The following is a 23,392-nucleotide window of genomic DNA, read 5'->3' as shown; positions in this document are numbered from 1 at the left end:
CCTGGCAGGCCCCGGCGAGCTCGCCGTCCGTTTACCGCCAGCAACCGGGCCTCGAAGCCGCTGGGATGGGTCCATGACTTCACGAGAGAACATGAGCGGCAGGGTGGCCCTGGTGACCGGGGGCAGCCGGGGTATCGGGGCCGCGACGGCTCTGCGGCTCGCCCAGGACGGTGCGGATGTGGCCATCACCTATCTGCGGGACAAGGAAGCCGCCGAGGACGTCGTACGGAGGATCGAGGCGCTCGGCAGGCGTGGGCTGGCGCTGCGGGCGGACTCTACCGACGCGGTGGAGGCCGTCGAGTCGGTGCGCACGGCTGCGCAGGCGTTCGGGCGGCTCGACGTGCTGGTCAACAACGTGGGCGTCGGGCTGCTCGGTCCCCTGGACTCGCTGTCCCTCGCCGACATCGACCGGGTCCTCTCCGCCAACGTGCGCGGGGTCTTCCTGGCCTCCCAGGCGGCGGCTCCGCACCTGGGGCACGGCGGGCGGATCATCACGATCGGTACGTGCATGACGCAGCGGGTGCCCGGGCCCGGGGGCACGCTGTACGCGACCAGCAAGTCGGCGCTGATCGGGCTCACGAAGGCGCTGGCGCGTGAGCTGGGTGAGCGGGGGATCACGGCGAACATCGTCCACCCCGGGCCGGTGGACACGGAGATGAATCCGGCGGGCGGGCCGCATGGTCCCGGGCAGGCGGCGATGACCGCGCTGGGGCGGTTCGGTACGGCGGGGGAGGTGGCGTCGATGGTTGCGTATCTCGCCGGGAGCGAGGCGGGGTATGTCACGGGGGCGGAGTTCGCGGTGGACGGGGGGCATGCGGCGTAGGGGCGGAGTTTTTCGCCCCCTCCGCCCCTTCCCGTTCCCGTCACTTGGGGGCTCCGCCCCCAAACCCCCGCTCCTCAAACGCCGGAGGGGCTATTTCCAGCCCGTCCGGCGTTTGAGGACGAGCGCGTCAGCGCGATACGGGGGTCTGGGGGCGGAGCCCCCAGAAGCAAGGGACGGGCAGGGGCGGAGGGGGCGAAAAACTGCTCGTCAGCCGCCCAGCTCCTGATGGCGGGCCGTCAGGCGTGCCGCGCCCTCCTCCGTAAGGGAGCCGAACAGCCGAAGGCGCGAGATGCCGCCGTCCGGGAAGATGTCCACGCGCGCGTGGGTGCCGACGGCGGGGGCGGCGAGGACGAAGCGGTGGTTGGTGTCGGGCTGGAGGCGGGTGCGGGGGACGATCTCCGTCCAGTCCCCGTCGGCGCCGTCCTTCACCGACACCGAAGCCCAGCCCGCGCTGTTGCCCTTCAGGTACGCCGTATCGATCTCGATCGCGCGGATCTCCGACTGGGCGACCAGTTGGTAGCGGATCCAGTCGTTGCCCTGGTCACGGCGGCGGCGGGTCTCCCAGCCGTCGTCCATCTTGCGGGAGCGGCCGGGCTGGATGGTGTTCGAGGCGGGGGAATAGAAGAGGTTCGAGGCGTCCTCTGCCCGGCCGCCGTTCTCCAGGGCGACGACGTCGAAGGTGCCGAGCACGGACAGCCACTCGGGGTCCGGTACGACCTCGCCGTGGACGCGCAGGCGCGCGATGCCGCCGTCGGGGTGCTGGTTGACGCGCAGGTGCGTGAAGCGCTGCTCGACGGAGACGGCGAAGCCGTTGGCCGCGTGGCCGCCGACCGCCGTGCGCGGGACGAGCGTCGTCCACTTCACGTCGTCCGCCAACAGCTCCTCGGGGGAAGGGGAGCCTGCGACGGAGGCGCCCTCGACCGAGACGGCCTGCGGGTAGTTTCCGCGGAAGTGGGCCGTGTCGACGACGATGCCGCGTACTACGCCGGGCGCGCCCAGGCGGACGAGGGCCCAGTCGTGGTCCTCGGCGGTCGGCCACGGATGCTCGGCCGAGGCACCGCGCCGGCGTCGGGTCTCCCAGCCGTCCATGATCTTGCCCTTGTGGCCGAAGTGCTCGGGGTCGAACTCGGCGGCACCGGGCAGGAGAAGGTTCTCGCGCTGGGCGAAGAACTCGTCGTTGGCGGCGATGACACCGGCGCCGAGCTGCCGGTCGGCGAGGTTGGTGTACTGGGTGAAGGGGAAGTCGGCGGTGCGGTAGTCCGCGTACGGGTCGCCGCCTCCGTAGGGGTTCGCGTCGCCGGTGAAATGAGCCGGAGTGGACTGAGGCTGCGCCGTCACGGTGATCAGGTCTGCCTTTCGAGGGTCGGCCGCTGCGGGTGCGGATGCGGGTGCGTGCGTGGAGTTGGTACGGCTACGGCTGTGGCTCGGCCATGGCTACGGCTGCCGGGTCAGCAGGTGCCCCGTCGGCTCGCCGAACTCACCGTCGGCCACGATGCGTATCCCCCGCAGCCAGGTGGACTTGACGACCCCGCTGAGGGTCTTGCCCGCGTACGCCGTGACCCGGTTGCGGTGCTGGAGCGCGGCGGGGTCGACGGTGAAGGTCTCGTCCGGTGCGAGGACCGCGAAGTCGGCGTCGTGGCCCACCTCGATGGCGCCCTTGCGGTCGCCGAGGCCGACGAGTTCCGCCGTGCGCGTCGACATCCAGCGCACCACGTCCTCCAGGGCGTACCCGCGCGCCCGGGCCTCCGTCCAGACCGCGGACAGGCTCAGCTGGAGGCCGGAGATGCCGCCCCACGCGGTCGCGAAGTCGTCGGTCTTCAGGTCGGCCGTGGAGGGCGAGTGGTCGGTGACGACGCAGTCGATGGTGCCGTCGGCGAGGGCCTGCCACAGCAGGTCCTGGTTGGCGGCCTCGCGGATGGGCGGGCAGCACTTGAACTCGCTGGCGCCGTCCGGGACTTCCTCGGCGGTGAGTGTGAGGTAGTGCGGGCACGTCTCGACCGTGAGCCGGACGCCCTCCGCCTTCGCGGCGGCGATCAGCGGCAGCGCGTCGCTCGACGACAGGTGCAGGACGTGCACGCGCGCGTTGAGGCGCTTCGCCTGGGCGACGAGGTTCTCGATGGCGGTGTCCTCGGCGTCGCGCGGGCGCGAGGCGAGGAAGTCGGCGTACTTCCCGCCGCCCTTCTGCGGGGCGGCGGCGAGGTGGTGCGGGTCCTCGGCGTGCACGATCAGCAGGCCGCCGAACCCGGCGATCTCGGCGAGCGACTGGGCGAGTTGCTCCTGATCGAGCTCCGGGAACTCGTCCACGCCGGACGGCGAGAGGAAGGCCTTGAAGCCGAAGACTCCCGCGTCGTGCAGCGGTCGCAGGTCCTTGACGTTGTGGGGCAGCGCGCCGCCCCAGAAGCCGACGTCGATGTGCGCCTTGGAGCGGGCGACGTCCTTCTTCGTACGGAGGTTGTCGACCGTCGTCGTCGGCGGGAGGGAGTTGAGCGGCATGTCGATCAGGGTGGTGATGCCCCCGGCGGCCGCCGCGCGCGTGGCAGTCCAGAAGCCCTCCCACTCCGTGCGCCCCGGATCGTTGACGTGCACGTGGGTGTCGACCAGGCCGGGCAGCAGGACGTCGTCGCCGAAGTCCTCGATGCGGGCACCGGCCGGTACCTCCGCGTCGTGCGCGAGTACGGCCGTGATCTTTCCCCCGGCGACCGCGACCGAGGCGGCGCGCGTCCCTTCGGGAGTGATGACGCGTGTCGAGCGCAGCACCAGTTCGACGTCGGACACCCGGACCCCTCTCTGTCCCTGTTGACTCCCGGCACGGCTGTTTACTTCCGCGTAACGAAATTCAACGTTCTGTTGAAGGAGTCTTCACTTCGACCCACGCGCCGTCAAGGGCACACTTCTCCACTCTGCCTCTCATGCGCCGACTCTGGACGTTTCCACAAAGTGGAATTACAATTCCGCCCAGCAGAACGTAGCTATGCACCACCAGGGGGTCGACCGACTGCCGGGTAGGCTGCACCACTGCCTGTCAGCCGTGAAAGGACCGCGCCCGTGCCGACGTCCAGCGCCAGCACCACCGACGCCGCCAAGTCTTCCGCACCCAGCGGTGGCGTCCAGTCCCTCGAGCGCGCCTTCGATCTGCTCGAGCGGATGGCGGACGCCGGGGGCGAGGTCGGCCTGAGCGAGCTCGCCGCGAGCAGCGGGTTGCCGCTGCCCACCATCCACCGCCTCATGCGCACACTGGTGTCCTGCGGCTACGTACGCCAGCAGCCCAACCGCCGGTACGCGCTGGGCCCCCGCCTGATCCGGCTCGGGGAGTCCGCCGCCCGGCTCCTCGGCACCTGGGCCCGCCCCTACCTCGCACGTCTCGTCGAGGAGACCGGCGAGACCGCGAACATGGCACTGCTCGACGGGGACGAGATCGTCTACGTCGCCCAGGTGCCGTCCAAGCACTCGATGCGCATGTTCACCGAGGTGGGCCGCCGGGTGCTGCCGCACTCCACGGGCGTGGGCAAGGCGCTGCTCGCGCACACACCGGCCGGCGAGGTGCGCTCGCTCCTCGCCCGTACCGGCATGCCCGCCGCGACGGAGAAGACGATCACCACGCCGGACGGCTTCCTGGCCGCACTGGAAGAGGTGCGCCGGCTCGGCTACGCGATCGACGACAACGAGCAGGAGATCGGCGTCCGCTGCCTCGCCGTGTCCGTGCCCAACTCCCCCACCGCGGCGGCCATTTCGATCTCCGGCCCGGCGGGCCGCGTCACCGAGGCGGCCACCGAGAAGATCGTGCCGGTGCTGCAGCAGGTCGCTGTGGAACTGTCTGAGGCCCTGGCGAGCTCGGGCCCGGCGGTCTGACCCTGCGACGGTACGGCAGCGCCCCGAAGGGGCACGGGGAACTGCGCGACCAGCCACGACGTACCCGCAGCTGATGGCGGACCGGACTTCCAGCGGCACGGTTGCCGCCCGGCTCCACCGGGACTACCGCCGCGGCGGTTCCCCGAACAGCTCCACCGCGCTGCGGACATCCGCGAGGCTCGTCGCCAGCGCGCTGACCGAGCCGATCGCGCCCGCGACAAGCAGCAGGGAGCGGCGCAGGCGCGGGATCTCGGGGACGCCGCTGACGGCCATCGCGGCGAGGGCCGCGAGCTCGTCCTCGGCGATGCCCCGGTCGGGGAACTCGGCCGGATGCGCGGCGAGTTGACGGCGCAGCCGGGAGACGGCGGTACTCAGTTCCGCCACCCTCGGGTCCTCGTCGCTGCCGGTCACTGGCCTCTGCCCCAAGCTCCGCAACACAGCTCTCCCCCTCGCACGTCCTTGTGCGCAAGTCCTTCGTACGTCGGTCCAGCACCCCGTGGCGTGGTCGGGCGCCGAGGGACGCGGGCCAGTAAACGCCACCCGGCGCGGTGGGCGCCACTCCTCTGACCGAAATTCAGCCCGTGGACATCGTGCGGTCCACCCGGGTTCCGGAGCGCGCCCCGGCGGGGTCGGGTATGCAGGGGACATGACGGAGAACAAAGACCAGGTGGCCGGGCTGCTGCTGGCGGCCGGCGGCGGCCGGCGGCTCGGCGGGCGCCCCAAGGCCCTCCTGTCCCACCGAGGGCGGCCCCTTGTCGAACACGCGGTCGCAGTGCTGCGCGCGGGCGGCTGCACCCGCGTCCATGTGGTCCTGGGGGCCCGGGCCGATGACGTACGGGAGCAGGCTTCACTGCCCGGCTGCGCGCTCGTCGACAATCCGGAGTGGGAGGAGGGCATGGGTTCCTCGCTGCGGGCGGGGCTCGACTCGCTGGCGGGGACGGGAGCGCGGGCCGCGCTGGTGTCGCTCGTCGACCAGCCCGGCATCGGACCGGAGGCGGTGGGCCGGGTCCTTGCCGCGTACCAGGGCGAAGGATCGCTGGTCTCGGCCGCCTACGAGGGCGTGCGCGGCCACCCCGTCCTCTTCGGCGCCGCCCACTGGGTAGGGATAGCCGCGACTGCGACCGGGGATCGAGGGGCACGCGCGTACCTGAAGGAGCACGCGGAGGCGATCACGCTCGTCGAGTGCGGAGACGTTGCACGGCCGTACGACATCGACACGGCGGAGGACCTGGTCCACCTTGAGTGAACGGGGTGGCACTGAGCGCCACACTCTGTCGACCCGGAGAATCTCGACATCAACAAACCATTGAACTTCCACAATGAGGAAACTAGTATCCACTGTTCAGAAGCGCCCCGTTGCTCCGCGGGCGTTCACAGTCGTACTCAGATTGACTGGCACCCGGTGCCACGCTCGCTGAAGGAAGTGACAGCTCATGTCCGCACCAGCGCCGTCCTCGCTGGCCATCGTCGACGCCGAGCCCCTGCCCCGGCAGGACGAGGTCCTCACCGACGCGGCCCTCGCCTTCGTGGCCGAGCTGCACCGGTTGTTCACGCCCCGGCGTGACGAGCTCCTCGCCCGCCGTGCGGAGCGCCGCGCCGAGATCGCCCGCACCTCCACGCTCGACTTCCTCCCGGAGACCGCCGCCATCCGCGCGGACGACTCCTGGAAGGTGGCCCCCTCCCCGGCGGCCCTGAACGACCGCCGTGTCGAGATCACCGGCCCCACCGACCGCAAGATGACCATCAACGCCCTCAACTCCGGTGCGAAGATCTGGCTCGCGGACTTCGAGGACGCCTCCGCGCCCACCTGGGAGAACGTGGTCCTCGGGCAGGTCAACCTGGCCGACGCGTACGCCCGGAACATCGACTTCACGGACGAGCGCACCGGCAAGTCGTACGCGCTCAAGGCGGCCGGCGAGCTCGCGACCGTCGTCATGCGGCCGCGCGGCTGGCATCTCAACGAGCGCCACCTCGTCGACGCCGACGGCACTCCCGTGCCGGGCGCGCTCGTCGACTTCGGCCTGTACTTCTTCCACAACGCGCAGCGTCTGATCGACCTCGGCAAGGGCCCGTACTTCTACCTCCCGAAGACGGAGTCGCACCTGGAGGCGCGCCTCTGGAACGACGTCTTCGTCTTCGCGCAGGACTACGTCGGCATCCCGCAGGGCACCGTCCGCGCGACCGTCCTGATCGAGACGATCACGGCGGCGTACGAGATGGAGGAGATCCTCTACGAACTCCGCGACCACGCCTCCGGGTTGAACGCGGGCCGCTGGGACTACCTCTTCTCCATCGTCAAGAACTTCCGTGACGGCGGCCAGAAGTTCGTGCTGCCGGACCGCAACGCGGTGACGATGACAGCCCCGTTCATGCGCGCGTACACCGAACTCCTCGTCCGCACCTGCCACAAGCGGGGCGCCCACGCGATCGGCGGCATGGCCGCGTTCATCCCCTCGCGCCGCGACGAAGAGGTCAACAAGGTCGCCTTCGAGAAGGTCAAGGCGGACAAGGACCGTGAGGCGGGCGACGGTTTCGACGGCTCGTGGGTGGCCCACCCGGACCTCGTCCCGATCGCCATGGCCTCCTTCGACGCGGTTCTCGGCGACAAGCCCAACCAGAAGGACCGGCTGCGCGAGGACGTGTCCGTCGCCGCCGGTGACCTGATCGCCGTCGACTCCCTCGACGCCAGGCCGACGTACGACGGCCTGGTCAACGCCGTCCAGGTCGGCATCCGCTACATCGAGGCCTGGCTCCGCGGGATGGGCGCGGTCGCCATCTTCAACCTCATGGAGGACGCGGCCACCGCCGAGATCTCCCGCTCGCAGATCTGGCAGTGGATCAATGCGGGTGTCGTCTTCGAGCACGACGGCAAGGCCGTGGCCGCGACTCCGGAGCTGGCCCGCGAGATCGCCGCCGAGGAGCTCGCGAACATCCGCGCCGAGATCGGCGAGGAGGCCTTCGCGGTGGGCAACTGGCAGCAGGCGCACGACCTGCTGCTCACGGTCGCCCTCGACGAGGACTACGCGGACTTCCTCACGCTGCCCGCGTACGAGCAGCTCAACGGCTGACGACGCTCACTTCTCCGAGTGGCCCAGGGACTTCTCCGGGGCCACTCGGTCGCGTACGAGGCGCTTCACGGCGGTCGGCTCCGGGAAGCCCTGCTCGCGGCGGTCCCAGACGACCTCGTCGTCCACGCGTACGACGAAGACGCCGCCGGTGCCGGGCTTGAGGGCGAGTTCCGTCAGCTCGGTCTCGAAGGTGGTGAGGAGTTCCTGCGCGAGCCACGCGGCTCGCGGGAGCCAGCGGCACTGGGTGCAGTACTCGATCTGCACGCGATGGGTGTTCGCCGTGGCCGAGTCCGTGTTCTCCGTGGTCATCCGAGGTGTACCGACCAATCCTGTTCCGCCGCCGGCTTGCCGTGCAGGTCGGGGACCTGTTTGAGCCAGTTCGGCCGGCCTCGCTGAGTCTTCGCCGCGCGGTCCGCGTCCTCCGCGGCGAGTTGTTCCCGGGTGGGGAAGTCGGTGGGCAGCCACTGTGCGGAGGCCTTCACACGGGCGAGGAGATAGCGGACGTACGCCTCACGCGCCTCGTCGGGGGTCGCGAAACCTGGCTCTTCCGCGAGCCAGGCGTCGGGCACCTCCGCGGTGATCCCGCGCAGCAGCTCCTCGGTCACCAGGGGGGCCAGTTCGGCGTCCGCCGCGCGGGTGTCCGGGGTGTAGCCGCCGAGGGCGTGCCGCCGGAAGTCGTACGCCTTCTCCGGTGCCGACGCGTCCCAGCGGTGGTGGAAGACGAGGGCAGCGCCGTGGTCGATCAGCCACAGGCGCGGGGGTGCGACACCGAGCGTGGGCCAGATCATCAGGTTCGAGCTGTGCACCGTGCGGTCGACGTTGACCGTGAGGGCGTCCAGCCAGATCACCTTGCCCGCCTCCAGCGGGTCCACGGTGAAGGTCCTGGCGAGCTCCGGGGTGAAGTCCTTCGCTCCCGACAGGTAGTCCATGCCGAGGTTGAGCCCGGCGCTGGCGCGCAGCAGGTCCTTGACCTCCTGGTGCGGCTCGTGCTCGCCGATCACCGGGTCGAAGTGGACGAGGACCAGCTCGGGGAACCGCAGCCCCAGGGCGCGCGCCAGCTCTCCGACGATCACCTCGGCGACCAGCGCCTTCGTGCCCTGCGCGGAGCCCGTGAACTTCACGACGTAGGTCCCGAGGTCGTCGGCCTCGACGACTCCGGGCACGGAGCCGCCCGCCCTCAGGGGGGTCACGTATCGAACAGCGGTCACGTCGCGCAGCACACTGGCCACTGTAGATCAGCCGGTCGCCGGACCCTCCAGATTATCCGCGGGCCAGCGGGCTGGGCAGCGGCACATAGCGCGCGTCCGCCCCGTCCGCTCCCGTCCATCGCAGCAGGAGGTTCGTCTTGCCGGGGAGGGTGGGTGAGGAGAGCAGGTCAGCGATCTCGGGGAGGCCGTGCTCCGTGTCGTAGCGGGTCAACTCCCGTCGTACGGCGGGCCACAGGTCCGCTGTCGGGTGGCGTTCCGCGAGGAGTGCGGCCAGTTCGGCGAGGTGGTTGACGACCAGGCAGTACACGAGCCGTTCCCAGCCCGCCGCCCGCGTCACCTCGGGCAGGAGCTTCACGCCTTCCGCGTCCCGGAAGAGTGCCTGTACGGGCATTCCGTCGGCGTCGACGGCCACCAGCGTGTTCTGGACATGCGCCTCGACGACGACTCCGTACCGCGCGAAGGCGTCGAGGACCGGGGGCACGACCTGGCGCAGGTACGCCGCCCACCAGGCGGAGGGGTCGGTGAGGCGATCGAGGGGGCTGCCGTCGAAGCCCTCCACGAGGGCGGCCGTGAGGAGTGGGGTCGCGCCGGGGACGACATGGGCGCGCAGTCCGTCGCGGACCATGACGGCGAGTTCCTCGAAGGCGAAGTCGGCGGTGCGGTAGCCGCGGTCGCTCAGCCAGGCGGCCGGGCCGGGGATGGCCGCGAAGGCCGTCGCGGTCGCCTCGTCGGTGCGGCGGAGTTTCAGCAGGTCGTGCCGCCACAGCCGGCGGATGTCGTTGGTGATGCGCACATCGAGGCTGAACTTGAGGAAGAGGTCGTCCTCGGGGTCGTACACCGTGCGGATGGCGGCCGTGGGCCACAGCGAATGTGCGGTGCGCCCCAGTCGCAGGAGTCGGCCATCCGCGAAGGCCTCCCTGATCTCCGGGCGGGCGGCGACCAGGTCCAGCTGCCAGGGGTGGGCGGGGAGCATCCGGTAGCCGGGCGGCGGGGTCCCGAGGGTGTCGAGCGCCGTCGTGTCGCCCTCCTCTACGACCGCGTCCTCGCGGACCGCGAGCAGTTCCAGCGGGAAGCGGGCGTACGCCTCGGGCGCGTAGGGCAGCCAGCCGGTGACCGGGCCGCCGCCGCGGGCCTTGGGGGCCGGGTGGTGCGGGTGCCCAGTGATCAGGGACTGTTCGGAGCGCAGATACGGATCGTCCGGTGGCGTGGCGCGAGCACGTGCGGCGAGGATCGCGGCGACCGCGTCCCGGCTGTCGTTCATCTCGGCGGGCAGCTCGGGGTTGGACAGGCCGGTGTGGGCGCGGAGTTCCTCCGCCGTGAGTTTGACCAGCTCGGCGTGGGTGAGACGGTGCCAGGCGTCGTCGGCGTACAGCTCGGGCCGTGTCGGGCGGCGCGTGCCGCGGACTCTGATCAGGTGTCCGCCGGCGCGGAGCCGGTAGGTGCCGGGGGTCCCAGTGGGCTCGCCCACCTCCCGCAGCAGACAATTGAGCAGCGGAGCGGCGGCGTACGCGTCGGCGGCTTCTTCCGGGTCGCCGTCTTCCCTGGGAAGGTCGTTCGGGTGGTTCGGGTGGTTCGGGTCGTTCCCAGGGGGCGGGGGGAGCATGGGGGGCATGGGGTCCACGCGATCCGTTCGTTCCATACGGTGCTCTGGTGATCATTATGTCTGTCGGCACCGGCGCTCGCGACGACAGTCCCTCGTCGCGAGCGACCACGTGACGACAGTCCCCGTACCCAAGGAGCCGCGCTGTGCACCGTCCCCCCACGCCCGACGCCGAGATCGCTCTCGCGGACGAGTTGAGTGTCGTACGGCCCGGTCTGTCGGCACCGTACGCGGCCGCGCTGCCCGGCGCGCGGGCGGCCGTACTGACCCGTCTGTGGCGGGCGCTGGTGTACGAGCCGATGCCCTGGGTCACGCGCCGTGAGGCGGGGCGGGACGGTCTCACGCTGCATCTGGCCGACGGCCGTCGGCTGCACGGGCCGCACGCGGATCCGTACGCGACCGCGTCGTACGTCACGGAGGTGCGGCTCGACGGCAGGCCGCACGACCGTCCGGAACGGCTCGTCATGGCCCTCGCCGTCCCGCACGCCGCCGCCTTCGCCGCCGAACTCGGTGACAGCGTCGCCTCGTTGGCGCTGTCCCGAGCTGGTCAGCCCCTCTCCGACCCTGAGCCGGTCACCGGCTGGGAGTGGGAGCAGCGGATCGTCGACGGGCACCCGTACCACCCCAACTGCCGTTCGCGGCCCGGGTTCTCGGCGGCCGAGCAGCTCGCGTACGGGCCGGAGCACCGGCCGCTGGTGGAGCTGGGGCTCGCCGCCTCGGACGACTGTCTCGTCACGGGCGAGTGGCCGAAGTGGCTGCGGGACGGGGAGCGCGTGCTGATCCCGGTTCACCCCTGGCAGGCGGCCCATGTGCTCGACGAACGGGCCCAAGAGGGTTTCGCCGCCCACCCGTTGATGTCGTTGCGCACCCTCGCCCTGCCGGACGGGCCGCACATCAAGACCGCGTTGAGCGCCCGGCTGACCTCCTCCGTGCGGGACATCTCCGTGTACTCGATCGAGACGGCTGCGACGGTCTCGGCGTTCATGGAGACGATCACGGAACGTCTGGACGTTCCGCTGCACATCACCCGGACCCTGGGCGCCGCCACCGCCAACAGCCCTGATCTGGCGGCGGTGTTGAGGGAGTCCCCGGACATGTACGCGAACCCCGGTGAGCGGGTGGTCCCGGTGGCCGCCCTCGCCACCACCACGTTGCCCCGATCCCCGGCCTGGCTGGCCGAGTTCACCCGTCTCGCCCTCACCGTCTGCCTGCGCCTGCTCGACCTGGGCGTGGCCCTGGAGGCGCACGGCCAGAACCTCCTCGTGGTCCTCTCCCCCACCGGCGACCCCCTCCGGCTCGTCTACCGCGACCTGGCCGACATCCGGGTCAGCCCGGCCCGCCTGGCCCACCACGGCATCCCGGTCCCGGATCTCGCCGGACGCATCGTCACGGACGACGAGAGCACCCTGCGGCGCAAACTCTTCGGCGCCCTGATCGGCGGCACGTTGGGCGCGACGGCGGGATCTACGACCGCTCTGCGCACGGCGATGGACACGGTCCTGGACGATCTGCCGCACACTCCGGACCTGGCGGCCCTCCGCCGCGAGCCGCTCCCCACCAAGGCCCTGACCTTGATGCGGCTGTCTCCGCAGACTCCGGGGGACATCTGGGCGCAGCTCCCCAACCCGCTCCTCAGCCCTGCGTGAGCCCTACGCGGTGAAGTCTCGTTTGAAGCGCGGCACCTTTGATCAATAGGATCCGCCGATGATCACAAGACAACGGCTGGCGACAGGGGTCTGCGCCCTGCTCGCCGCCCTGACGGCCGGTATCGCCTACCCGGCCGGAGCGGTCGCCGACGAAACGGCGGAGCAGGCCGCACCCAAGGTCAACCTCGTACTGGACGTCAGCGGTTCCATGCGGGCCACCGACATCGACGGCAAGTCGCGCATGGCCGCGGCGAAGCAGGCGTTCAACGAGGTGCTCGACGCGACGCCCGAGGAAGTCCAGCTCGGGATCCGCACACTCGGCGCCAACTACCCCGGCGACGACCAGAAGACGGGATGCAAGGACACCGCACAGCTCTACCCGGTCGGCCCGCTGGACCGGACCGAGGCGAAGACCGCCGTCGCGACGCTCGTTCCCACCGGCTGGACCCCGATCGGGCCCGCGCTTCTCAAGGCGGCCGACGACCTCGACGGCGGCAACGGGTCGAAGCGCATCGTCCTCATCAGTGACGGCGAGGACACCTGTGCCCCGCTCGACCCCTGCGAGGTGGCCCGGGAGATCGCGGCCAAGGGGATCGGCCTCACCATCGACACGCTGGGTTTGGTACCGAACACCAAGATGCGCGAGCAGCTGAGCTGTATCGCCGAGGCCACCGGTGGTACTTACACGTCGGTGGAGCACACCGACGAACTCACCGACAAGGTCAACCAGTTGGTGGACCGCGCCGCCGATCCGGTGGTGGTGCCGCAGGCCGTGGAAGGTGCCGAGGCGTGCGCCAAGGCGCCCACGATCGAGTCGGGGCTCTACACCGACCGTGAGGAGTTCGCGCAGCACCGCTGGTACCGCGTGGACGTCGAGCCGGGCCAGGAGCTGCGGGCATCGGTGAGTGTCGCGGCGGACCGCGAAGTCGGCCCGGACTACGGGGTGTTGCTCCGTGCCGTCACCCTGAGCGGACGGGAGATCGTCCGCGGTGAGGCGGCGGGCACCGGCCGGACCGATGTCATCTCGACGGGTCTGCGCTACCCGAAGGCCGAGAGCGACGACGAGGACGCCGCCGCCGAGACCGTGTGCATCCAGGTGGCCAACTCCTTCTCGGCCGCCGCGGGCGTGAAGACCACGCCAGGGCTGCCGCTGGAGCTGACGGTCGACGTCGTCGACGCGCCGGACCAGGCGAGCGACGTGGCCTCGTTCGGCCTCGGGCGCGGCTGGTGGCTGCTCGGCGCCCTCGTGCTCACCGGCTTCCTCGCGGGTGTGCTGTGGGGCTGGATCTCGCGCCTGCGGATCGCTGTCTGGAGGACCAACTGATGCGCATCCCACGAGTGTTGACCGCCGCGCTGCTCCTGCTCGGGGTGGCCGCGGCCCCTGCCGTCGCCGACTCCTCGCCCTCGGCGAGCCCGTCGGACGGCAGTGGCGCACCGACCCAGGCCGGTACGTCGTTCCGTACGGCGACGGAGATCGAGCAGGGGCAGCAGGCCACCGCGAGCGGGTCCTCGGGCGACTACCTGTACTGGTCGTTCCCCGCGGACGCCGGCCAGCGGCCCACCGTGCGGGCTACGGTGCAGCTGCCCGAGGCCTCGACGCGGGACGCCGCGCAGACCTGGCAGCTCGATGTGTACGACGGGCTGCGGCGGCGTCAGGCGTGCCAGTACGGGGCGCAGACGCGGACGGCCGCGCAGGACGCCGCCTCCGTGGAGTTGTCCTGCACGCTGCGCAACGTGCGTGCCTGGTCGGAGACTTGGGCCGATGATCCGCTGCCCGGCACGTACTACGTCCGACTGACCGCCACCGGGCTCGGGGCCGCCGATCTCGGTCTGCCGCTGAGCGTCGAGGTCGAGGTATCGTCCAAGGACGTCGGGGGTTCGGGGGCTGTGGACGGGGCGCTCGCGCAGCCGCTGGTGCCGGGGGTCGCGACGGCCGCCGATGTCTTGGAGGACGAGGACTCCGACTCGACGACTGCCACGTTGTCGTCCCTTGAGCCCGATGACGGGTGGGCCTCCGGGTGGTGGTCCGACCGGTGGGTGTGGACCGCGTTCGGTGGCGTGCTCGCCGCGCTGGCGGGGATCGGGGGGTATGCGCTGACTCGGGGGGCGGGGCGGCCGTCCCGGGTGCCGCCGGGCGTCTGAGGTTTTTCGCCCCCTCCGCCCCTGCCCATTCCCGTCCCTTGGGGGCTCCGCCCCCAAACCCCCGCTCCTCAAACGCCGGAGGGGCTGAATCTTCCCCCGGCCGGGGCTGGAGAGTTCCAGCCCGTCCGGCGATTGAGGACGAGGCCGTCCAGGCCGAAAGCGGGGGTCTGGGGGCGGAGCCCCCAGGAACGGGACGGGAAGGGGCGGAGGGGGCGAAAACCCACCCACCCGTCACGCCTCCCGCAGCAGCTTGGCCAGCGGGCCCTCGCCATCCACGGCGACACGCCCCGCACGCACCCCGTCCAGCAGTGTCAGGGCCCCCCGGCTCACGGCCTCACACGTCCCCGTATCGAGGGACAACCGGACATCCGGCTCCTCCGGAGCGGCCCCGTCCCCGTACACGGGCCCACCCTCACCCCCCAGCCACACATGGAACTCCCCCTCGTCCAGGCGGACTTCCACCAGCCCCTCCCCCTCAAGACCCCGCAGCAGCGGCAACGCGAACCAGTGCGCCCGTACGGCATCCGTGGGCCGCCGGTCCCCCAGCTCGGCGGCACCCCACTCCCCGAGCGCCTGCAGCACGGGAAGCAACTCCCGCCCACGCGAGGTGAGTTCGTACACGTACGCGGCCCCGGGCGGGGGAAGGCGCCGCCGAGTCGTCAGCCCGTCGCGCTCCATGTCCTTGAGCCGGGACGCGAGGACGTCGGTGCTCACGCCCGGCAGATCCGCGTGCAGGTCGGTGTAGCGGCGCGGTCCGCCGAGGAGTTCGCGGACGATCAGGAGGGTCCAGCGGTCACCGATGGCGTCGAGCGCCCGGGCAGCGGAACAGTACTGGTCGTAGCTTCGGCGAGGTGACATGCGACGCAGTCTAAACAACTTGTTGGACTTTCCAAGCGCCTACTTGGTAAAACCAAGCATCACAACGAACCGGAGGGCACAGCGCATGGAGTTCCGGCAGTCGAGCAAACTCAGCGAGGTCTGTTACGAGATCCGGGGCCCGGTGATCGAGCACGCCGACGCGCTGGAGGAGGCGGGCCACAGCGTGCTGCGCCTCAACACCGGCAACCCCGCGCTCTTCGGCTTCGAGGCGCCGGAGGAGATCCTCCAGGACATGATCCGGATGCTCCCCCAGGCGCACGGCTACACGGACTCGCGCGGCATCCTCTCCGCCCGCCGGGCCGTGGCAGGCCGCTACCAGACACTGGGCCTGGAGGTCGGCGTCGACGACGTCTTCCTCGGCAACGGCATCTCCGAGCTGATCTCGATGGCCGTACAGGCGCTGGTCGAGGACGGCGACGAAATCCTCATCCCCGCCCCGGACTTCCCGCTGTGGACGGCCGTCACGACGCTCGCGGGCGGCAAGGCGGTGCACTACCTCTGCGACGAACAGGCCGACTGGTACCCGGACCTGGACGACATGGCCGCGAAGATCACGGACCGCACCAAGGCCGTGGTCATCATCAACCCCAACAACCCCACCGGCGCCGTCTACCCGAAGGAGATCATCGAGGGCATCCTCGACCTCGCCCGCCGGCACGGCCTGATGGTCTTCGCCGACGAGATCTACGACCAGATCCTGTACGACGACGCGGTGCACCACTCGGTCGCCGCGCTCGCCCCCGACCTGGTCGTCCTGACGTTCTGCGGCCTGTCGAAGACCTACCGGGTGGCCGGCTTCCGCTCGGGCTGGCTGGTGATCACAGGCCCGAAACAGCACGCCAAGAACTACGTCGAGGGCCTGACCATGCTGGCCTCCATGCGACTGTGCGCCAACGCGCCCGCCCAGTACGCGATCCAGGCCGCGCTCGGCGGCCGCCAGTCCATCCACGAACTGACGGCACCCGGCGGCCGACTCCACGAACAGCGCACCGTGGCCTGGGAGAAACTCAACGAGATCCCCGGCGTGTCCTGCGTGAAGCCGAAGGGCTCGCTGTACGCGTTCCCGCGCCTCGATCCCAAGGTCCACAAGATCCACGACGACGAGAAGTTCGTCCTGGACCTGTTGCTCCGCGAGAAGATCCAGGTCGTCCAGGGCACCGGCTTCAACTGGCCCCGCCCCGACCACTTCCGCATCCTCACCCTCCCGTACGCCGACGACCTGGACGCGGCGATCAGCCGGATCGGGCGGTTCCTCAGCGGGTACCGGCAGTAGGGCCGACCGGCGCAGCCGGTGCTGCGACCGGCGTCGGCCGGTGTCACCGTACGAGGGACAGGCACGTACGAAGGACAGTCACGTGCGCGGGCCAGAAAGGGTTTCGGCGATGGGTGACCTTCTCCTCGTACGGCACGGTGAGACCGAGTGGTCGATGTCCGGGCGGCACACGGGCTCGACCGACGTCCCGCTGACCGAGAACGGGCGGGAGCAGGCGCGCAGGCTGGCTCCGCTGATCGCCCGGCACCACATCGCGGCGGCGTTCGTCAGCCCGATGCAGCGGGCCCAGGAGACGGCACGGCTGGCCGGGATCGGCGGGGCAAGGGTCGACGCGGACCTGTCCGAGTGGGACTACGGCGGGTACGAGGGGATCACGACCGTCGAGATCCACCGGAGCAGACCCGACTGGTTCCTCTTCACGGACGGGGTCACGGCCGGCCCGCCCGAGCACCCCGGGGAGAGCCCGGACGAGGTCGGAGCGCGCGCGGAGCGGATGCTCGCGAAAATCGACGCGGCGCTCGCCGAGGCGGAGGGAAGCGTGGTCGTCGTGTCGCACGGGCACTTCCTGCGGGTGCTGACCGCACGCCGACTGGGGCTGCCCGCCGGGGACGGCGCCCTGTTCCAGCTCGGCACCGGGACGATGAGCCGCCTGAGCACGGAGCACCGCCGGCATGTGGTGGCCGGCTGGAATGTCAGACCCGACTCGTACTGTTCTCATGGGCCGCTCTCCCCGGCGGGACAGGGGCCCGACTGAGGCAGCGCCCCGAAGGGGCGCGGGGAACTGCGCGACCAGCCACAACGGACCCGCGGTCGAAGCACCGGCCTGCTAGCGGAGCGCAGGGCCACCCGAGGGCGGAGGGAGCACGCCGTGACACGACCGCCGACAGCCGCACAGCGGCGTGTCATCGACGCCGCCGATCCCGTGACCGGGCGCCTGAGGGGCACGGAGGCCCAGCTCGCCGCACTGGTGAAGCGAGAGCTCGCCTTTCGGCATCCCCGGCCGCCGCACGACCACTTCCTGACGCCCGCCGGTCATCGCATACGCGAGGCTCCCGAGCCCGAACCGGTCACGGAGACGTCCGTGACCGCCGCCTCGGGGGTGTTCGCCGCGCGGATCGGCGGCGAGGAGGCGGCCGACGGCGGCCCCTCCCGGATACGCGAGGTGCACAGCGCCTGGCAGGGGCTCCTTGAGATGCGCCGGATGACCAACCCCGACGGTGCCACGGACCGCCCGTGCGGGTGGGAACGTACGCATCTGGTGCAGGCCGCCGCGCTCGCCCTGGAGGCCGCCGGCCACCCGCCCGCGGGCGGGTCTGCCGGGAGCGCCGGCTATCGGGTGCGCGCGACACCTCAGCCGGAGGCCGTCGCCGTGCGCGAGCCGGACCCCGGGGCGTTGCACGCCTGTGCGGCCACGCTGGAGAAGGCGGGCTGGCAGGTCGGCGAGCACACGGAGCCGCGCACCGGTGCCCGCTATGTGCTGGCTTCGCCCCGGCGGGTGTGAGGGCCCGGAATGGCTTGCTGTAGAAGGGAGTTGGACCGGATTGGATCAGACCTGACCGTCGTTGAGATCGTTAAGGGGAAGTCGTGGCAGAGCAGTTCTCCGTCGCAGTGACCGTCCGCGGGTACGAGACCGATGTACTGGGACACCTCAACCAGAGCGTCTATCTGCAGTACGCGGAGCACGCCCGCTGGGTGTTGCTACAGGTGGCCGGGGTCAGCCAGACCGAGCTGGTCGGCAAGGGTGTGGGCCCGGTGGTCCTGGAGACGAACATCCGCTATCTGCGTGAGCTGCGCGCTGGCGACGAGGTCGAGGTGACGTGCGGCTTCGTCTGGGGCGAGGGGAAGACCTTCCGGGTCGAGCAGACGATTAGCAAGACGGACGGCACGGTCTCCGCCGAAGTCACCAGCGTCGGAGGGCTGCTGGACCTCAAGCGGCGCAAGCTGGTCGCGGACCCGCGCGAGTACTTCCGGGCGCTGGCGACCGACCCACTGCAGTTCGGCCTCTGACCGGCCCGGCCCTGTCCCGAAGGCCGCCGCGCCGGCGTCACGGGCGCGCGTCCTCCGGGCACCCCGGCAGTGTCACCGTCACCGTCAGGCCTCCGTCCTCGCGCGGGCGGGCGGCGGCATCTCCGCCGTGGGCACGGGCGATGGAGCGGACGATGGACATGCCGAGCCCCGCACCCTTCGAGGTGAGCACGCGGTCGGTGCCGAGGCGGCGGAAGGGTTCGAAGAGGGCGGGGAGTTCGTACGGCGGCACGGCTGGACCGGAGTTGGTGACCTCCACCTCCACCCGGCCCTCGTCGTTCGTGCGGCTGACCACCTGCACCCAGCCCCCGTCGCCGGTGTTGTGCCGGATGCCGTTCTCGACCAGGTTGTGGACGAGGCGTTCAAGGAGCAGCGCGTCACCGCGTACGGGCGCCTCCTCGGCCTTCTCCTGGACGGTGACTCCGGAGCGCTCCGCCTCCCCCGTGATCTGGACCGTCACATGGGTCACCACGTCGGCGAGGTCGACGGGCAGCCGTTCGGCGATCTCGTTCTCCGAGCGGGCGAGGAGCAGCAGGCCGGTGATCAGCCGCTCGTGCCGGGTGTTGATCTCCAGCAGGTTCTCGCCGAGCTGCCGGACGTCCTCGGAGGCGGTCTTGCGGTGCATGGCCACCTCGACCAGCGCGCGGCCCAGCGTCAGCGGGGTGCGCAGTTCGTGGGAGGCGTTGGCGACGAAGCGGCGCTGCCCGTCGAAGGAGCGGTCGAGGCGCTCGACCATGGTGTCGAAGGTGTCGGCGAGATCCTTGACCTCGTCGTCGGGGCCGCGCAGCGCGATGCGTTCGTGCAGGCCGCGGTCGGCGGCGGGCGAGCTGGCGATGCGGTGCGCGGTGTCCGTGACCCGGTGCAGCGGGGCCAGCACGCGTCCCGCGATCAGCCAGCCGAATCCGGCCGCGGCGCCACCGACGACCAGCAGCGCGAAGCCGCCCTGGGTGAGCAGCGAGTTGGTGGCGACGTCCCGGAGCCGGTTGCTCTCGGCAGTCATCCATTCCTCGAGGTCGTTGAAGTCCGACGGAGGTGTCGAGTCCGCGCCGGTGATCACTGTCCGCTCGTTGCGCGGTTCGCCGGTCGGCTGGGCGGAGGGCGTGCCCGTGGTCGCCAGCGTCCCGGAGACGATCTTCTGCCCGGAACGGTCGAGCTGCTGGGTGAGCAGGGCGTAGGTGACACCGAGCAGGACCACACCGCCCGCGAAGAAGAGGCCGCCGTAGATCATGGTGAGGCGGGCGCGCAGGGTGATCCGGCGCGGAAGCAGCCGACGGCGACGGCGGGCGCGTCCCGTCGGCTGCGGCTCGGCGGCGCCCACCGGTCCACTCACCGCCCCGCCCACCGGTCCACTCACGGCGCCGTTCACCGGTCCGCTCACGCCGCCATTCACCGGACCGCTCAGGACACCGTGCATCGGACCCCCTGTGGAACCGTTCCTCGGACCGCTCACGGCATCGTTCGACGAATCGCTCACGGGATCCGGTACCCGACGCCCGTGACGGTCTCCACCACGGCCGGGTCCCCGAGCTTGCGGCGCAGCTTGAGTACCGCGAGACGGACGGCTCCGGTGAAGGGGTCGGCGTGTTCGTCCCACGCCTTCTCCAGGAGCTGCTCGGCGGACACCGCGGCCCCCTCGGCTCTCAGCAACTCGGCCAGCACCGCGAACTCCTTCTTCGACAGAGGGACGTAGCGGCTGCCCCGGAACACCTCGCCACGGGCGGGGTCCAGGGTGAGCCCTGCCCGGCGCAGCACGGGAGGTGCCGCGGGCCGCGACCGTCGCCCCAACGCCAGGACGCGGGCGGTGAGTTCGGGGAAGGCGAAGGGTTTGACGAGATAGTCGTCGGCGCCGAGGCCGAGACCGAAGACGCGGTCGGTGACCTCGGCCGCCGCCGTGAGCATCAGCACCCGCGCGCTGGACTCGGAGGCGACCAGCTCGCGGCACACGTCGTCGCCGTGCACCAGCGGCAGGTCCCGGTCCAGCACCACCACGTCGTAGTCGACGACGGTCGCACGCTCCAGTGCCGCCGCGCCGTCGTAGGCCGTGTCGACGGCGTGGGCGTGGCCGCGCAGCCACTCCGCGATCGCGTCGGCGAGCATCGGTTCGTCCTCGACCACCAGGACCCGCATCCAGTCACACCTCTCTCTGGGCGGAGCGCTCCGCAGGGCCAGGGTGCCGGGAGCCGCGTTTCCTTTCTGTTAGTGATCGTTGGTGATCGCCCTCGCGCGTGGGCCGAACACGACTCCCTGGGCACTCAAGTGGCTTGGAAACGCCAGGGAAACGCCCGGTCCTGTTCCCTCCTGGCGAGTGGCCGGAGAACTCCTCCGGTCCAGACCTGAGGAGACGACGCGATGCGGATGCGGACCCGCGGCACACTGGCCGCCCTCCCGCCGGCACTCGCCCTGGCGCTTGCCCTGTCCCTTTCGGGATGTGGTTCCGGCACCGACACCGAGGAAACCGGTGCGGCGGCGAGCAAGAGCTCGCAGGACGACCAAGGGGTGAAGTTCGCGCAGTGTCTGCGCGAGCACGGCGTGGACGTGGAGGACCCGGAGCCCGGCAAGGGACTCCGGATCACCGGCAAGCTGCCCAAGGGCGAGGTCGACAAGGCGATGGAGGCCTGCCGCAAGTACGACCCCATGCAGAACGGGGAGGCCAGTGCCGACCCCGAGATGGAGGAGCGGGTGCGCAAGCTCGCCCAGTGCATGCGTGACAACGGGGTGGAGGAATTCCCCGACCCCGAGCCCGGCGGCGGGATTCAGATCAATCAGGACATCGCCGAGGACCCCGACTTCGCGAAGGCCCAGAAGACGTGCGACAAGTACGCCCCTGACGGCGCCGGCCCGTCCAACGACACGGCCGAAGATGAGTGAGGCCGCGGTCGTGCCCGACGACGCCGCTCCGGACCACACCCAATCCGAAACCCCGCGCGAACAGACGCAACTCGCAGCACGGTCCGAGCGAGCGCATGCCGAAACCCGGGCCGATCACGCACCACCCGAAACCGAGCCGGAGCCGGAGCCGACGGGACCCGACCCCCAGTCCGACCTGGGACAGACCGACTCCCGGTCCGACCCCGCACAGACCGAGCCAAGCCGCCCCCGGCGTCACAAGCGCCGCGGTCGCAAAGCCGTCATCGCCGTAGGCGTCATCGCCGCGGTAGGCGGAGCGGCAGCCGCCGGTCTCGGGCTCGCCGGACGCGACGCGTCCGGTGGCGGATCCGCCACCCAACTCCCCCCGGCCACCACCGATGTGACCCGCCAGACCCTCAAGGACAGCCAGTCCGAGGACGGCGAACTCGGCTACGGTGCGGCGACCTCCGCGACCGGCCGCCTCCCGGGCACGGTCACCGAACTCCCCGATGCGGGCGAGGAGATCACCCGGGGCAAGGCCTTGTACGAGGTCGACGACAAACCCGTAACCCTGATGTACGGCACGACTCCCGCGTACCGCGATCTGAAGCCCGGCGTCGAGGGCGCGGACGTGAAGGCGCTGGAGCGGAACCTCGACGCGCTCGGCTACTCCGGCTTCACGGTCGACGACGAGTACACCGACGCGACCGCCGACGCGGTGAAGGAGTGGCAGGAGGACCGGGGCCTGGACGAGACCGGCGCCGTCGAGCTGGGCCGGGTGGTGTTCGCGCCGGCCGCCGTGCGCGTGGACGCCGTCGACGCGGAGGAGGGCGCCGCGACGGGCCCGGGCCAGAAGGTGCTGTCGTACACCGGCACCACCCAGGTCGTCACGCTCGAACTCGACACCGCCGACCAGCGGTTGGCGAAGAAGGGCACGAAGGTCGCCGTCGAGCTGCCGGACGGCACGAGCGTCGGGGGCCGGATCCAGGACGTCTCCACCGAGATCGATCCCGGCGACGGCGGGGAGCAGGACCCGTCGACCAAGGTGAAGGTGACCGTCGCACTGGACGGCGCCAAGGCGCAGAAAGCGGCCGCGTCCTACGTTCTGGCCGCCGTCAACGTCTTCTTCACGGCGGGCGAGCGCAGAGACGTCCTCACCGTTCCGATCGCCGCACTCGTGGCGCTTCCGGAGGGCGGTTTCGGCGTCGAGGTCGTACAGGGGTCGACCACGGCGTACGTGGCCGTCGAGACGGGCCTGTTCGCGAACGGGCGGGTGGAGATCACCGGCGAGGGCATCACCGAGGGTACGAAGGTGGGGATGCCCGCATGATCTCGCTGACCGATGTCACCAAGGTCTACCCGGGCGGCGTCACCGCGCTGGCCGGGGTGTCCCTGACGATCACGCGCGGTGAACTCGTCGCCATCGTGGGCCCGTCGGGCTCCGGCAAGTCGACCATGCTGCACATGCTCGGCACGCTCGACCGGCCCTCGTCGGGCAGTGTGCGGGTCGAGGGGTACGACGCGGGTGCCCTGTCGGACGCGCGGCTGTCGGCGCTGCGGGCGCGCCGGATCGGCTTCGTCTTCCAGCGGTTCCATCTGGCGGGCGGGACAACGGCGTTGGAGAACGTGGCCGACGGTCTGCTCTACTCCGGACTGCGGCCCGCGGAGCGCCGCCGTCGCGCGGCGCAGGCGCTGCGCCGGGTGGGTCTCGGCCACCGTATGCACCACGAGCCGCAGGAGTTGTCCGGCGGCGAGCGCCAGCGGGTGGCCGTGGCCCGTGCGGTCGCCGGGGACCCTCCGCTGCTGCTCGCCGACGAGCCGACGGGGGCGCTGGACTCCGTGTCGGGCCTGGGTGTGATGCGGCTGCTGCGCGAACTGCACGCCACCGGGACCACGGTCGTGATCATCACCCATGACCGGGAGATCGCCGACTCGCTGCCACGGCGGGTGCGGATGCGGGACGGCCGGGTGGTCGAGGACTCGGCCCACGCGGCCACCGACGTGGTGCGGGAGGCGGTCCGATGACCACGGA

23 protein-coding genes are annotated in these 23,392 nt (G+C 71.1%); 14 read left to right on the top strand and 9 right to left on the bottom strand.

Annotated features, from left to right (window positions below; genetic code table 11):
* Positions 1-73: 73 nt before the first annotated feature.
* The gene (locus OG219_RS38130; RefSeq protein ID WP_266834447.1) at positions 74-823 is read left to right on the top strand and encodes a 3-oxoacyl-ACP reductase family protein; all 750 of its coding nucleotides are present in this window, start codon (positions 74-76) and stop codon (positions 821-823) included.
* Between the two features lie 207 nt (positions 824-1,030).
* Here the strand turns inward: OG219_RS38130 and alc are convergent, their stop codons facing one another.
* Together alc and allB are read right to left on the bottom strand one after the other, a co-directional pair.
* Entirely contained in the window at positions 1,031-2,161 is a 1,131-nt protein-coding gene (gene alc, locus OG219_RS38125; protein ID WP_266834445.1) for an allantoicase, read from the bottom strand.
* Positions 2,162-2,257: 96 nt separating this feature from the next.
* On the bottom strand, positions 2,258-3,598 hold the full coding sequence (allB, locus tag OG219_RS38120; RefSeq protein ID WP_266834443.1) for an allantoinase AllB: 1,341 nt from the start codon (positions 3,596-3,598) through the stop codon (positions 2,258-2,260).
* A 270-nt stretch (positions 3,599-3,868) separates the two neighbouring features.
* Here allB and OG219_RS38115 point away from each other — a divergent pair, with 270 nt between their 5' ends.
* The gene (locus OG219_RS38115; RefSeq protein WP_266834441.1) at positions 3,869-4,672 is read left to right on the top strand and encodes an IclR family transcriptional regulator; all 804 of its coding nucleotides are present in this window, start codon (positions 3,869-3,871) and stop codon (positions 4,670-4,672) included.
* 123 nt (positions 4,673-4,795) lie between these two features.
* On the opposite strand, the gene OG219_RS38110 is transcribed toward OG219_RS38115, so the two are convergent.
* Complete coding sequence (locus OG219_RS38110; RefSeq protein ID WP_266834439.1) at positions 4,796-5,110, bottom strand: DUF5955 family protein; 315 nt, start codon at positions 5,108-5,110, stop codon at positions 4,796-4,798.
* Positions 5,111-5,318: 208 nt separating this feature from the next.
* On the opposite strand from OG219_RS38110, the gene OG219_RS38105 reads away from it, so the two are divergent.
* Positions 5,319-5,918, top strand: a complete 600-nt coding sequence (locus OG219_RS38105) for an NTP transferase domain-containing protein (protein ID WP_266834437.1) — start codon at positions 5,319-5,321, stop codon at positions 5,916-5,918.
* A 187-nt stretch (positions 5,919-6,105) separates the two neighbouring features.
* Positions 6,106-7,740, top strand: coding sequence for a malate synthase A (gene aceB, locus OG219_RS38100; protein ID WP_266834435.1), 1,635 nt, complete (start codon positions 6,106-6,108; stop codon positions 7,738-7,740).
* A gap of 6 nt (positions 7,741-7,746) precedes the next feature.
* On the opposite strand, the gene OG219_RS38095 is transcribed toward aceB, so the two are convergent.
* Genes OG219_RS38095 through OG219_RS38085 form a run of 3 tightly spaced genes read right to left on the bottom strand, consistent with a single transcriptional unit; the run spans position 7,747 to position 10,560 of the window.
* The gene (locus tag OG219_RS38095; RefSeq protein WP_266834433.1) at positions 7,747-8,049 is read right to left on the bottom strand and encodes a SelT/SelW/SelH family protein; all 303 of its coding nucleotides are present in this window, start codon (positions 8,047-8,049) and stop codon (positions 7,747-7,749) included.
* Positions 8,046-8,960 carry a HipA family kinase gene (locus OG219_RS38090; protein WP_266834431.1) on the bottom strand — a complete coding sequence of 305 codons (915 nt, stop codon included), beginning with the start codon at positions 8,958-8,960 and terminating at the stop codon, positions 8,046-8,048. Before OG219_RS38090 ends, OG219_RS38095 begins: the two co-directional genes overlap by 4 nt.
* 40 nt (positions 8,961-9,000) lie before the next feature.
* The gene (locus OG219_RS38085; protein WP_266834429.1) at positions 9,001-10,560 is read right to left on the bottom strand and encodes an IucA/IucC family protein; all 1,560 of its coding nucleotides are present in this window, start codon (positions 10,558-10,560) and stop codon (positions 9,001-9,003) included.
* A 134-nt stretch (positions 10,561-10,694) separates the two neighbouring features.
* Between OG219_RS38085 and OG219_RS38080 the strand changes: the two genes are divergently transcribed.
* From OG219_RS38080 to OG219_RS38070, 3 genes are read left to right on the top strand one after another with little or no spacing between them, the layout of a single operon-like run.
* On the top strand, positions 10,695-12,194 hold the full coding sequence (locus tag OG219_RS38080; RefSeq protein ID WP_266834427.1) for an IucA/IucC family siderophore biosynthesis protein: 1,500 nt from the start codon (positions 10,695-10,697) through the stop codon (positions 12,192-12,194).
* A gap of 58 nt (positions 12,195-12,252) precedes the next feature.
* Positions 12,253-13,518 (top strand): VWA domain-containing protein, encoded by a 1,266-nt coding sequence (locus tag OG219_RS38075; protein ID WP_266834425.1) that lies wholly within the window; start codon positions 12,253-12,255, stop codon positions 13,516-13,518.
* Positions 13,518-14,336, top strand: coding sequence for a hypothetical protein (locus OG219_RS38070; RefSeq protein ID WP_266834423.1), 819 nt, complete (start codon positions 13,518-13,520; stop codon positions 14,334-14,336). Before OG219_RS38075 ends, OG219_RS38070 begins: the two co-directional genes overlap by 1 nt.
* Positions 14,337-14,567: 231 nt before the next feature.
* On the opposite strand, the gene OG219_RS38065 is transcribed toward OG219_RS38070, so the two are convergent.
* Complete coding sequence (locus OG219_RS38065) at positions 14,568-15,194, bottom strand: helix-turn-helix domain-containing protein (RefSeq protein WP_266834421.1); 627 nt, start codon at positions 15,192-15,194, stop codon at positions 14,568-14,570.
* A gap of 85 nt (positions 15,195-15,279) precedes the next feature.
* On the opposite strand from OG219_RS38065, the gene OG219_RS38060 reads away from it, so the two are divergent.
* The 4 genes from OG219_RS38060 (at position 15,280) to OG219_RS38045 (ending at position 18,495) form a co-directional block, all read left to right on the top strand.
* A complete protein-coding gene (locus OG219_RS38060) occupies positions 15,280-16,488 on the top strand; it encodes a pyridoxal phosphate-dependent aminotransferase (RefSeq protein ID WP_266834419.1) in 1,209 nt (402 codons plus the stop codon).
* 109 nt (positions 16,489-16,597) lie between these two features.
* A complete protein-coding gene (locus OG219_RS38055; RefSeq protein WP_266834417.1) occupies positions 16,598-17,242 on the top strand; it encodes a histidine phosphatase family protein in 645 nt (214 codons plus the stop codon).
* 114 nt (positions 17,243-17,356) lie between these two features.
* Positions 17,357-17,989 (top strand): hypothetical protein, encoded by a 633-nt coding sequence (locus OG219_RS38050; protein WP_266834415.1) that lies wholly within the window; start codon positions 17,357-17,359, stop codon positions 17,987-17,989.
* A gap of 83 nt (positions 17,990-18,072) precedes the next feature.
* Positions 18,073-18,495 (top strand): thioesterase family protein, encoded by a 423-nt coding sequence (locus OG219_RS38045; RefSeq protein WP_266834413.1) that lies wholly within the window; start codon positions 18,073-18,075, stop codon positions 18,493-18,495.
* Positions 18,496-18,532: 37 nt separating this feature from the next.
* Here OG219_RS38045 and OG219_RS38040 read toward each other — a convergent pair whose 3' ends face one another.
* Together OG219_RS38040 and OG219_RS38035 are read right to left on the bottom strand one after the other, a co-directional pair.
* Positions 18,533-19,891 (bottom strand): HAMP domain-containing sensor histidine kinase, encoded by a 1,359-nt coding sequence (locus OG219_RS38040; protein WP_323183321.1) that lies wholly within the window; start codon positions 19,889-19,891, stop codon positions 18,533-18,535.
* A 92-nt stretch (positions 19,892-19,983) separates the two neighbouring features.
* Complete coding sequence (locus OG219_RS38035; RefSeq protein WP_266834411.1) at positions 19,984-20,640, bottom strand: response regulator transcription factor; 657 nt, start codon at positions 20,638-20,640, stop codon at positions 19,984-19,986.
* A gap of 222 nt (positions 20,641-20,862) precedes the next feature.
* Between OG219_RS38035 and OG219_RS38030 the strand changes: the two genes are divergently transcribed.
* Genes OG219_RS38030 through OG219_RS38020 form a run of 3 tightly spaced genes read left to right on the top strand, consistent with a single transcriptional unit; the run spans position 20,863 to position 23,385 of the window.
* Positions 20,863-21,381: a hypothetical protein gene (locus tag OG219_RS38030; protein ID WP_266834409.1), complete on the top strand. Its 519-nt coding sequence runs from the start codon at positions 20,863-20,865 to the stop codon at positions 21,379-21,381.
* A complete protein-coding gene (locus tag OG219_RS38025; protein ID WP_266834407.1) occupies positions 21,374-22,690 on the top strand; it encodes a peptidoglycan-binding protein in 1,317 nt (438 codons plus the stop codon). The genes OG219_RS38030 and OG219_RS38025 overlap by 8 nt, the downstream gene beginning before the upstream one ends.
* Entirely contained in the window at positions 22,687-23,385 is a 699-nt protein-coding gene (locus tag OG219_RS38020) for an ABC transporter ATP-binding protein (protein WP_266834405.1), read from the top strand. Before OG219_RS38025 ends, OG219_RS38020 begins: the two co-directional genes overlap by 4 nt.
* Positions 23,386-23,392: the final 7 nt, after the last annotated feature.

Source organism: Streptomyces sp. NBC_00038 (assembly GCF_026343635.1).
Lineage (GTDB): Bacteria > Actinomycetota > Actinomycetes > Streptomycetales > Streptomycetaceae > Streptomyces.
The sequence above is the reverse complement of the archived record's forward strand: the minus strand, read 5'-3'. Positions and strand labels throughout refer to the sequence as shown.

Bases quoted from the DNA above. Each gene is read 5' to 3' on its own strand.
- OG219_RS38130 (WP_266834447.1), top strand. From the start codon at position 74: ATGACTTCACGAGAGAACATGAGCGGCAGGGTGGCCCTGGTGACCGGG.
- OG219_RS38105 (WP_266834437.1), top strand. From the start codon at position 5,319: ATGACGGAGAACAAAGACCAGGTGGCCGGGCTGCTGCTGGCGGCCGGC.
- aceB (WP_266834435.1), top strand. From the start codon at position 6,106: ATGTCCGCACCAGCGCCGTCCTCGCTGGCCATCGTCGACGCCGAGCCC.
- OG219_RS38095 (WP_266834433.1), bottom strand. From the start codon at position 8,049: ATGACCACGGAGAACACGGACTCGGCCACGGCGAACACCCATCGCGTG.
- OG219_RS38085 (WP_266834429.1), bottom strand. From the start codon at position 10,560: ATGCCCCCCATGCTCCCCCCGCCCCCTGGGAACGACCCGAACCACCCG.
- OG219_RS38075 (WP_266834425.1), top strand. From the start codon at position 12,253: ATGATCACAAGACAACGGCTGGCGACAGGGGTCTGCGCCCTGCTCGCC.
- OG219_RS38070 (WP_266834423.1), top strand. From the start codon at position 13,518: ATGCGCATCCCACGAGTGTTGACCGCCGCGCTGCTCCTGCTCGGGGTG.
- OG219_RS38065 (WP_266834421.1), bottom strand. From the start codon at position 15,194: ATGTCACCTCGCCGAAGCTACGACCAGTACTGTTCCGCTGCCCGGGCG.
- OG219_RS38060 (WP_266834419.1), top strand. From the start codon at position 15,280: ATGGAGTTCCGGCAGTCGAGCAAACTCAGCGAGGTCTGTTACGAGATC.
- OG219_RS38055 (WP_266834417.1), top strand. From the start codon at position 16,598: ATGGGTGACCTTCTCCTCGTACGGCACGGTGAGACCGAGTGGTCGATG.
- OG219_RS38035 (WP_266834411.1), bottom strand. From the start codon at position 20,640: ATGCGGGTCCTGGTGGTCGAGGACGAACCGATGCTCGCCGACGCGATC.
- OG219_RS38030 (WP_266834409.1), top strand. From the start codon at position 20,863: ATGCGGATGCGGACCCGCGGCACACTGGCCGCCCTCCCGCCGGCACTC.
- OG219_RS38025 (WP_266834407.1), top strand. From the start codon at position 21,374: ATGAGTGAGGCCGCGGTCGTGCCCGACGACGCCGCTCCGGACCACACC.
- OG219_RS38020 (WP_266834405.1), top strand. From the start codon at position 22,687: ATGATCTCGCTGACCGATGTCACCAAGGTCTACCCGGGCGGCGTCACC.